Raw genomic sequence first — 6,740 nt, 5'->3', positions numbered from 1 at the left:
CGCCAGTAGGGGCCGCCACCGGCGCGGTTGGAGGGGGACGCGCCGGTGGCGGCGGGGCCGCCGGCCGCGGTACGGCGGAGAGGGTGGTCAGCGATCGCAGCCAGCAGCGAGGGCCGACACCGCACCGTGGTGACTCTCCGGCGGCCTGAGCGTTGGACGGCGCGGATCCGGACCGGGTTCCAGGCGCGGGCCGGATTTCCGGAAGTCGGTACTCAGGATGAACCGGTGGTCAACGGGGCGTGTGAGCCGACACTTTCGGCCACTGCTCGCCGAGTGCCCGCACGGTTTCCGCGATGGCCGGACGCCGCGCCGCCCCCGTCCGCCACAGCGCGTACAGCCGCCGCACCGGCATGGGGTCGAGCGGCACCTCCACCACCCCGGCGGGCAGCGCCCCGCGCCCCAGCCGCGGGATCAGCGCGACACCGAGCCCGGCCGCGACGAGGGCGACGAGCGTCGGATTCTCCTCGGCCTGGTGGACGATGTCCGGCTCGTGCCCGGCCGTGCGCAGCGTCCGCAGCAGCCAGTCGTGGCAGACCCGCCCCGGCGGCTGGCAGATCCACCGCTCACCGCCCAGCTCCTCCCGCCGTACGGCGGCGCGACCGGCGAAGGGGTGCCCCTCGGGTACGAGCAGATCGCACAGGTCGTCCCCGATGACCGCCTGTTCCACGCCCGGCGGGGCGGGCAGCGGCGCGATGTCCCAGTCGTGCGCGACGGCGAGGTCGACGGCTCCCTTGGCCACGAGGTCGACCGACAGATGCGGGTCGACCTCGGTGAGCCGGGCGTCCAGGGCCGGGTGCCTGCGGCCCAGCTCGGCCAGCACGCCCGGCAGCAGCCCGCGCGCCGCCGACGCGAACGCGGCGACGGTCAGCCGCCCCGCCGGCAGGCCCCGCCGCTCCTCCAGGTCGGTCTCCGCCCGCTCCACGATGGCCAGCAACTCCTTCGCGGTCGCGGCCAGTTGCCGGGCCTCGTCGGTGAGCCGCACGCCCCGCCCCTCCCGCTCCAGCAGAACGGTCCGCGTCTCCCGTTCCAGCTTGGTGATCTGCTGGGACACCGCGGAGGGCGTGTACCCGAGCGCGACGGCGGCGGCCCCCACGGTGCCGTGCACGGAGACGGCGTGCAGGGCGCGCAGCCGCTGGAGGTCGAGCATGGGACTCCCCACTTCCATGATTCAGCAATGCTTCATCCAACTCTGCAGCAATCATCGCTGGTGCTTCATGGTCGCCGGGCGCGATGCTCACGGCATGCGCCCCTCACACCTCGCCCTCGCCGTGCTGGTCGCCGCCGTCTGGGGCGTCAACTTCACGGTCATAGAGATCGGCCTGGACCACTTCCCGCCCCTGCTCTTCTCCGCCCTGCGCTTCCTCGTGGCGGCACTCCCCGCGGTGTTCTTCGTGGGCCGCCCGAAGGTGGCGTGGAAGTGGATCGTGGCGGTCGGTCTCATCCTGGGGGTGGCGAAGTTCGGCCTGCTGTTCGTCGGCATGGACGCGGGGATGCCGGCGGGCCTGTCGTCCCTGGTCCTGCAGATACAGGCCGTCTTCACGGCGGTCATCGCCGCCCTCACCCTCGGCGAACGGCCCTCCCGCACCCGGCTGCTGGGCATGCTGGTCGCCCTGGCCGGGATCGCCGTGGCGGCCGTGGACGAGGGCGCCTCGGGCCCGCTCGGCGCCTTCGCGCTGGTCATCGCGGCGGCGGCCTGCTGGGGCGCCTCGAACGTCCTCACCCGCAAGGCGGCACCCCCCGACTCCCTGAACTTCATGGTCTGGGTGAGCACCGTCCCGGTCCTGCCCCTGCTGGCCCTCTCCCTCCTCGTGGAGGGCCCGTCCCGTGACCTGGCGGCACTGCGCGCGATGGACTGGCAGGGCGCGGGCACGGTCGTCTACGTCGCCTGGATCACGACGGTCTTCGGCTTCGGCGCGTGGGGCCTGCTCCTGCGCCACCACCCCGCCTCCACGGTGGCCCCCTTCTCCCTCCTGGTCCCGGTCTTCGGGATGTCGTCGGCGGCCCTGTTCCTGGGGGAGCCGATGAGCCCGCTGCGGTGGTGCGCGGCGGCGCTGCTGGTGGGCGGGGTGGCGTTGACGTCCGGTCTCCCCCGGCCCCCGCGTACGGCCGCCGCCCCACCCGGAACAACCGGGCGGGGCGGCGCGAGCGCGGTTCAGGGCTGGGTCACAAGGTGTGCTCGACGAACCTCGCCGCCGTCTCCGCCAGCACCTCACGGCCGTCCCGTGCCCACAAGCCGTCGTTGAACAGTTCCACTTCGATGGCGCCGGTGTACCCGGCCGCCTCCACGTAGCCCTGCCACTCCCGCATGTCGATCGCGCCGTCGCCGATCTGGCCCCGGCCGGTCAGCACGCCCTCCGGGAGGGGAGTCGTCCAGTCGGCGAGCTGGAAGGTGTGGATGCGGTCTGACGCGCCCGCGCGGGCGATCTGCGCGGGGGCCGTGTCGTCCCACCAGATGTGGTACGTGTCGACGGTGACCCCGACCTGCTGGGCCGGGAACCGTTCGGCCAGGTCCAGGGCCTGGGCCAGGGTCGACACCACACAGCGGTCGGAGGCGTACATCGGGTGGAGCGGCTCGATGGCCAGACGGACGCCATGTTCCTCGGCGTACGGCCCCAGTTCCGCCAGCGCGTCCGCGATCCGCTCCCGCGCCCCGTGCAGATCCTTCGAGCCGGCCGGGAGCCCGCCCGAGACCAGGACCAGCGTGTCCGTGCCGAGCGCCGCCGCCTCGTCGATCGCGCGGCGGTTGTCGGCCAGGGCCTCGGCCCGCTCCCGCGGGTCGATCGCCGTGAAGAAGCCGCCCCGGCACAACGTCGTCACCGTCAGGCCCGCGTCACGGACCAGCTTGGCCGTGGCCTCCAGGCCGTACGACTGGACCGGCTCGCGCCACAGGCCGACATTGCGGATGCCCAACCGGCCGCAGGCTTCCACCAGTTCCGGCATCGAGAGCTGCTTCACCGTCATCTGGTTGATGGAGAAGCGCTCCAGCTCCGCGGCGCTCACTGGTTCACCCCGTACAGGCTCAGCAGTGTCTTCATCCGCTCCTCGGCCAGCTTCGGGTCGGGGAAGAGACCGAGGCCGTCGGCGAGTTCGTACGCCCTCGCGAAGTGCGGGAGCGAGCGGGCCGACTGCAGGCCGCCGACCATCGTGAAGTGGGACTGGTGGCCCGCCAGCCAGGCCAGGAACACCACGCCCGTCTTGTAGAAGCGGGTCGGGGTCTGGAAGAGGTGGCGGGAGAGCTCGACCGTCGGGTCGAGGAGCGCGCGGAATCCCGCGACGTCCCCGGTGTCCAGAACCCGGACCGCTTCCGCCGCCAGCGGGCCCAGCGGGTCGAAGATGCCGAGCAGGGCGTGGCTGAAGCCCTGCTCGTCGCCCGCGATCAGCTCGGGGTAGTTGAAGTCGTCGCCGGTGTAGCAGCGGACCCCGTCGGGGAGCCGGCGGCGCAGGTCGACCTCGCGCTGGGCGTCCAGCAGGGAGACCTTGATGCCGTCGACCTTGTCGGGGTGGGCCGAGATCACCTCGAGGAAGGTGTCCGTCGCCGCGTCCAGGTCGGACGACCCCCAGTAGCCCTCAAGCGCCGGGTCGAACATCGGGCCGAGCCAGTGCAGGACGACCGGCTCGGCGGCCTGGCGGAGCAGCTGGCCGTAGACCTCCAGGTAGTCCTCGGGGCCGGAGGCGGCCGCCGCGAGCGCCCGGGACGCCATCAGGATGGCCTGGGCGCCGGACTGCTCCACGACCGCGAGCTGCTCCTCGTAGGCCGCGCGGACCTCGGCGAGGGACGCCGGGCCGGTGAGCTGGTCGGTGCCCACGCCGCAGGCGATACGACCGCCCACCGACTTGGCCTCGGCGGCCGACCGGCGGATCAGTTCCGCCGCGCCCGCCCAGTCCAGGCCCATGCCGCGCTGCGCGGTGTCCATGGCCTCGGCGACACCCAGCCCGTGCGACCACAGATGGCGGCGGAAGGCGAGGGTGGCGTCCCAGTCGACGGCGGCGGGCGAGTCGGGGGACACGTCCGCGAACGGGTCGGCGACGACATGCGCCGCCGAGAAGACCGTGCGGGAGGTGAGCGGGGAACCGGTGGTGAGGGCGAGCGGTTCCTGGCGGGGCTCGTACGCCCGCAGGGACCCGCTCGCGTCCGGGAGCCGGATGGTCACAGCGAGATCTCCGGTACGTCGATACGACGGCCCTCGGCCGAGGACGCGAGACCCAGCTCGGCGAGCTGGACACCGCGGGCACCGGCCAGCAGGTCCCAGTGGTAGGGCGCGTCGGCGTAGACGTGCCGGAGGAACAGCTCCCACTGGGCCTTGAAGCCGTTGTCGAACTCGGCGTTGTCCGGGACCTCCTGCCACTGGTCGCGGAAGACCTCCGTGGCGGGGATGTCCGGGTTCCAGACCGGCTTGGGGGTGGCCGAGCGGTGCTGGACGCGGCAGTTGCGCAGACCGGCCACGGCCGAGCCCTCCGTGCCGTCCACCTGGAACTCCACCAGCTCGTCGCGGTTGACGCGGACGGCCCAGGAGGAGTTGATCTGGGCGATCGCGCCGCCCTCCAGCTCGAAGACGCCGTAGGCGGCGTCGTCGGCGGTGGCGTCGTACGGCTTGCCGTTCTCGTCCCAGCGCTGCGGGATGTGGGTGGCGGTGAGGGCCTGGACGGACTTCACACGGCCGAACAGCTCGTGGAGCACGTACTCCCAGTGCGGGAACATGTCGACGACGATGCCGCCGCCGTCCTCGGCACGGTAGTTCCAGGACGGGCGCTGGGCGTCCTGCCAGTCGCCCTCGAAGACCCAGTAGCCGAACTCGCCGCGCACGGACAGGATCCGGCCGAAGAAGCCGCCGTCGATGAGGCGCTTCAGCTTCAGCAGGCCGGGGAGGAAGAGCTTGTCCTGGACGACGCCGTGCTTGATGCCGGCCTCGTCCGCCTGCCGGGCCAGGTCCAGGGCGCCGGCGAGGCCGGTGGCGGTCGGCTTCTCGGTGTAGATGTGCTTGCCGGCCGCGATGGCCTTCTTCAGAGCCTCCTCGCGGGCCGAGGTGACCTGGGAGTCGAAGTAGATGTCCACCGTCTCGTCGGCGAGGACCGCGTCCAGGTCGGTCGAGACGTGCTCCAGCCCGTGCCGCTCGGCCAGCGCCCGCAGCGCGTGCTCGCGGCGGCCGACCAGGATCGGCTCGGGCCACAGCACGGTGCCGTCGCCGAGGTCGAGGCCGCCCTGCTCGCGCAGGGCCAGGATGGAGCGGACCAGGTGCTGGCGGTAGCCCATGCGCCCGGTCACGCCGTTCATGGCGATACGCACCGTCTTGCGTGTCACGTCGTTCCCTTCGTACGCGGTCGTCGCGCCGCGTACGCCCACTGGTGAGCGTTGCAGCAAGCGCTTTCTACATACGGAGAAGCTAGCCTCTGAACGGTGGTCCGGACAAGACCGTGACCAGGACGAGTTGTTCGAGGGGGCGAACAACCGGGGGTCGGGGGCTTAAGGTCTGCTCGGAACCTTGGCCATGGATTCGGTGAGGCCGGGGCTGTCGGCCTGCTCGGAACCGTTGTGATGGCTCCGGGTGTGTACGAGGGCGACGACGAGATGCGTGACCGGAGGACGACGAGATGACGGTGACCCTGGCGGACGTGGCGGCCCGCGCGCAGGTCTCGCCCGCGACGGTGTCGCGCGTGCTGAACGGGAACTACCCCGTTGCCGCCTCCACCCGCGAGCGGGTGCTGAAGGCCGTGGACGAGCTGGACTATGTGCTCAACGGACCCGCGAGCGCCCTGGCCGCCGCCACCTCCGACCTGGTCGGGATCCTGGTGAACGACATCGCCGACCCGTTCTTCGGGATCATGGCGAGCGCGATCCAGGCGGAGATCGGCGGCCCGGGCGGCCGTGCGGGCGGGGAGAGACTCGCGGTGGTCTGCAACACGGGCGGCTCCCCGGAGCGGGAGCTGACGTATCTCACGCTGCTGCAGCGGCAGCGTGCGGCGGCCGTGGTACTGACCGGCGGGGCGATCGAGGACGCGGCGCACAAGACGGCGATGGACACGAAGGTGCGCAAGCTCAAGGAGGCGGGGACGCGGGTGGTGCTGTGCGGCCGTCCGCCGGCACCGGAGACCGGGGCGATCGCGCTGACCTTCGACAACCGCGGGGGCGGGCAGGAACTGACCGAGCACCTGATCGGCCTCGGCCACCGGCGGCTCGGCTACATCGCGGGCCCCGAGGAGCGGACCACGACCCGGCACCGGCTGGAGGGCCACCGGGCCGCGCTGGCCGCGCACGGGATCGAGGAGGACCCTCGGTGGACGGTGCACGGGCGCTACGACCGCAGGTCCGGCTACGAGGCGACGCTGGAGCTGCTGCGGCGTGACCCGTCGCTGACGGCGGTCGTCGCCGCGAACGACTCCGTCGCACTCGGGGCGTGCGCGGCGTTGCGCGACTCCGGGCTGCGGATCCCGGAGGACGTGTCGGTGGCCGGGTTCGACGATCTGCCGTTCAGCATCGACGCGGTGCCTTCGCTCACGACGGTGCGGTTGCCGTTGGGCGAGGCCGGGGCGCGGGCCGGGCGGATCGCGATGGGGCGGGAGGAGGCGCCGCCCGGGGGGATCGCCTCGGTGCGGGGGGAGTTGATGGTGCGGGGGTCCTCCGGGGTGCCGCGGGTTTCCTAGGGCCGGGCGCTGCCGCCCGGGCTGCCGGGGGGGGGCGCCGCCCCCCCCCCCCCCCGGCGCGATACCGCCGCGGCGCCAAAACGCGCCGGGGGGGGCGCAGC

Annotated in this window: 6 protein-coding genes; 2 read left to right on the top strand and 4 right to left on the bottom strand. The window is 72.8% G+C overall.

What is annotated here, in order from left to right:
- Positions 1-229 precede the first annotated feature (229 nt).
- On the bottom strand, positions 230-1,147 hold the full coding sequence (locus ACFTZL_RS38525; RefSeq protein ID WP_382593198.1) for a LysR family transcriptional regulator: 918 nt from the start codon (positions 1,145-1,147) through the stop codon (positions 230-232).
- Between the two features lie 94 nt (positions 1,148-1,241).
- On the opposite strand from ACFTZL_RS38525, the gene ACFTZL_RS38520 reads away from it, so the two are divergent.
- Positions 1,242-2,243, top strand: a complete 1,002-nt coding sequence (locus tag ACFTZL_RS38520; protein WP_382593195.1) for an EamA family transporter — start codon at positions 1,242-1,244, stop codon at positions 2,241-2,243.
- Here ACFTZL_RS38520 and ACFTZL_RS38515 read toward each other — a convergent pair.
- Genes ACFTZL_RS38515 through ACFTZL_RS38505 form a run of 3 tightly spaced genes read right to left on the bottom strand, consistent with a single transcriptional unit; the run spans position 2,164 to position 5,299 of the window.
- On the bottom strand, positions 2,164-3,000 hold the full coding sequence (locus ACFTZL_RS38515; protein WP_382593192.1) for a sugar phosphate isomerase/epimerase family protein: 837 nt from the start codon (positions 2,998-3,000) through the stop codon (positions 2,164-2,166). The genes ACFTZL_RS38520 and ACFTZL_RS38515 overlap by 80 nt on opposite strands.
- Positions 2,997-4,151 (bottom strand): dihydrodipicolinate synthase family protein, encoded by a 1,155-nt coding sequence (locus ACFTZL_RS38510; RefSeq protein ID WP_382593189.1) that lies wholly within the window; start codon positions 4,149-4,151, stop codon positions 2,997-2,999. The genes ACFTZL_RS38515 and ACFTZL_RS38510 overlap by 4 nt, the downstream gene beginning before the upstream one ends.
- The gene (locus ACFTZL_RS38505) at positions 4,148-5,299 is read right to left on the bottom strand and encodes a Gfo/Idh/MocA family protein (RefSeq protein ID WP_382593186.1); all 1,152 of its coding nucleotides are present in this window, start codon (positions 5,297-5,299) and stop codon (positions 4,148-4,150) included. Before ACFTZL_RS38505 ends, ACFTZL_RS38510 begins: the two co-directional genes overlap by 4 nt.
- Before the next feature lie 290 nt (positions 5,300-5,589).
- Between ACFTZL_RS38505 and ACFTZL_RS38500 the strand changes: the two genes are divergently transcribed.
- Entirely contained in the window at positions 5,590-6,639 is a 1,050-nt protein-coding gene (locus ACFTZL_RS38500) for a LacI family DNA-binding transcriptional regulator (RefSeq protein ID WP_382593183.1), read from the top strand.
- Positions 6,640-6,740 lie beyond the last annotated feature (101 nt).

Source organism: Streptomyces sp. NPDC056948 (assembly GCF_042674225.1).
Taxonomy (GTDB): domain Bacteria; phylum Actinomycetota; class Actinomycetes; order Streptomycetales; family Streptomycetaceae; genus Streptomyces; species Streptomyces purpurascens.
The sequence above is the reverse complement of the archived record's forward strand: the minus strand, read 5'-3'. Positions and strand labels throughout refer to the sequence as shown.

What these genes read in the sequence shown, in the direction of transcription:
- ACFTZL_RS38525 (WP_382593198.1), bottom strand. Translation starts at nt 1,147, where the DNA reads ATGCTCGACCTCCAGCGGCTGCGCGCCCTGCACGCCGTCTCCGTGCAC.
- ACFTZL_RS38520 (WP_382593195.1), top strand. Translation starts at nt 1,242, where the DNA reads ATGCGCCCCTCACACCTCGCCCTCGCCGTGCTGGTCGCCGCCGTCTGG.
- ACFTZL_RS38500 (WP_382593183.1), top strand. Translation starts at nt 5,590, where the DNA reads ATGACGGTGACCCTGGCGGACGTGGCGGCCCGCGCGCAGGTCTCGCCC.